Here is a 1988-nt window from a genome sequence, read left to right as displayed (position 1 = left end):
GCCTCGGCCGCGGCCCGCTCGTCCACCTCGGCGGGTCCGGCGACCGTCTCGAAGCCGACCGGCAGCCGCAGCGACCGGGGCAACTCCTGCTGGACGGGCGGCCGGGCACCGGCGGGAAAGACGGTGCGCAGCATGGCGTGGCGTTCCACCAGCGCGTCCACCGCCCGCTGGAAGAGGTCCGGATCCAGCGGCCCGGACAGCCGGAGCCGCGCCAGCCACGTTCCGACGCCCGGGGAGAGCGCCTCGGCGAGGAGGAACCCGCGCTGGCCGGGAGTGACCGGGAACGGGTCCGTTCCCCGGTCGCCGGCCGGAGCGGGCGCGGCGTCCGCGGAGTCCCCTTCCGCGGCGGCGTCCACGGCCTCCGCCAGCGCGGCGAGGGTGCGGTGACGGTAGATCACGGTCGGCCGGGGCAGCGGCCCCGCCCGCTCCGCGAGCCGGGCGAACACCTGGAGGACGAGCAGCGAATCGCCGCCCAGTTCGAAGAAGTCGTCCTCCCGGCACACGGCACCCACCCGCAGCACCTCGCACCAGACCGCCGCCAGCCGCCGCTCGGTCGCCGTGGCCGGGGGAGTCCCCCCGTCACCGGACGGCGTGCCCGGGCCGGGGTCCGCCGCGAGCAGCGCCGACCGGTCGACCTTGCCGGTTCCGGTCAGCGGCAGCGCGTCGACGAACGTGATCCGCGCCGGGACCATGTACGACGGCAGCAGCCCGGCCAGGTGCCGGCGCACCTCACCCGCGGCCGGCCGCCCGGCCCCCGCCCGGGTGGTGACGAAGGCGAGCAGCCGCCCCTCGTGCGCGAGCACCACGGCCCGCCCGACGCCGGGACAGGTCTGCAGCGCCGCCTCCACCTCTCCCGGCTCCACCCGGTTCCCGCGGATCTTCACCTGGTCGTCGACCCGCCCCAGGAACTCCAGGACGCCGTCCGCCGACCGGCGCACCCGGTCCCCGCTGCGATACCAGCGCCGCCCCCCGCGCAGGGTGAACGCCCGCGCGGTCAGCTCCGGTTCGCCCAGGTAGCCGGAGGTCAGGCCGGTGCCCGAGATGAGCAGTTCCCCGGCCTCGCCCGCCCCGCACACGGCACCGTCGGTGTCGACCACCTCCAGCAGGGCACCGGCCGCGGGCCGCCCGATCGGCAGCCGCCGTACCTCGTCACCCGGGCGTGCCTCGACGATGTGGCAGGTGGCGTTGACGGTCGTCTCGGTCGGACCGTACAGATTCGCGACGCGCGTGCCGTTCCCGACCAGGTCGAACCAGCGGCGCACGTGCTCCACGGGCAGCGCCTCACCGCCGACGTGCACCCAGCGCAGCGCCGACAGGTCCACCGGCGCCCCACCCCGCCCCGCCCGTGCCTCGGCGGCCGACAGCAGTTGTTCCCACAGCGTCGGAACGGAACTCCACACGGTCACCCGCGCCCGCTCCACCCGCGCCAGCAGCAGCTCGGGGTCCCGCAGCAGGTGCCTGGGCACGGTCACCACGGTGCCGCCCACCATCAGCGGTGCGAGCAACTGGCGCACGGAGGCGTCGAAGCACGGCGACGCGGTCTGCGCGAGACGGTCGTCGGGGCCGTAGCCGAAGGTGTCGACGGCCCAGTCGAGGTAGTTCTCCATCGCCCGGTGGGTGACCGGCACCGCCTTCGGGCGGCCCGTCGACCCGGAGGTGAAGATGACGTACGCGACCGCCCCGGGATCCGGCGCGACGGCGGCGGCACGGCCGTCGTCGTCCGCCGGGCCGTCGGACGCCACCGTCCGTACGCCGGGCAGGGCCCGGGCGAGGGCCAGGGTGGGGGAGTGGCACACCACCGTGGAGGCGCCCGTGCGGGCCAGCTGACCGGTCAGCCGCGCCCGGGGATGCTCCGGATCCAGCGGGACCCAGCCGGCCCCGGCCCGCAGGACGCCCACCACACCCACCACCGTGTCCGCGCCCGGCTCGGTCAGCAGCCCGACCAGGTCGCCCGGACGGACGCCGTGCGCACGCAGCCGTGCCGCGAG

General features: G+C 76.6%; 1 protein-coding gene. It reads right to left on the bottom strand.

Annotation, left to right across the window (positions count from 1 at the left end; genetic code table 11):
* Positions 1-1988: non-ribosomal peptide synthetase (locus B7767_RS35655; protein WP_143652812.1), on the bottom strand; the 1988-nt coding region annotated here is incomplete at both ends.

The organism is Streptomyces sp. 13-12-16, assembly GCF_002114215.1.
Taxonomy (GTDB): Bacteria; Actinomycetota; Actinomycetes; order Streptomycetales; family Streptomycetaceae; genus Streptomyces.
The sequence above is the reverse complement of the archived record's forward strand: the minus strand, read 5'-3'. Positions and strand labels throughout refer to the sequence as shown.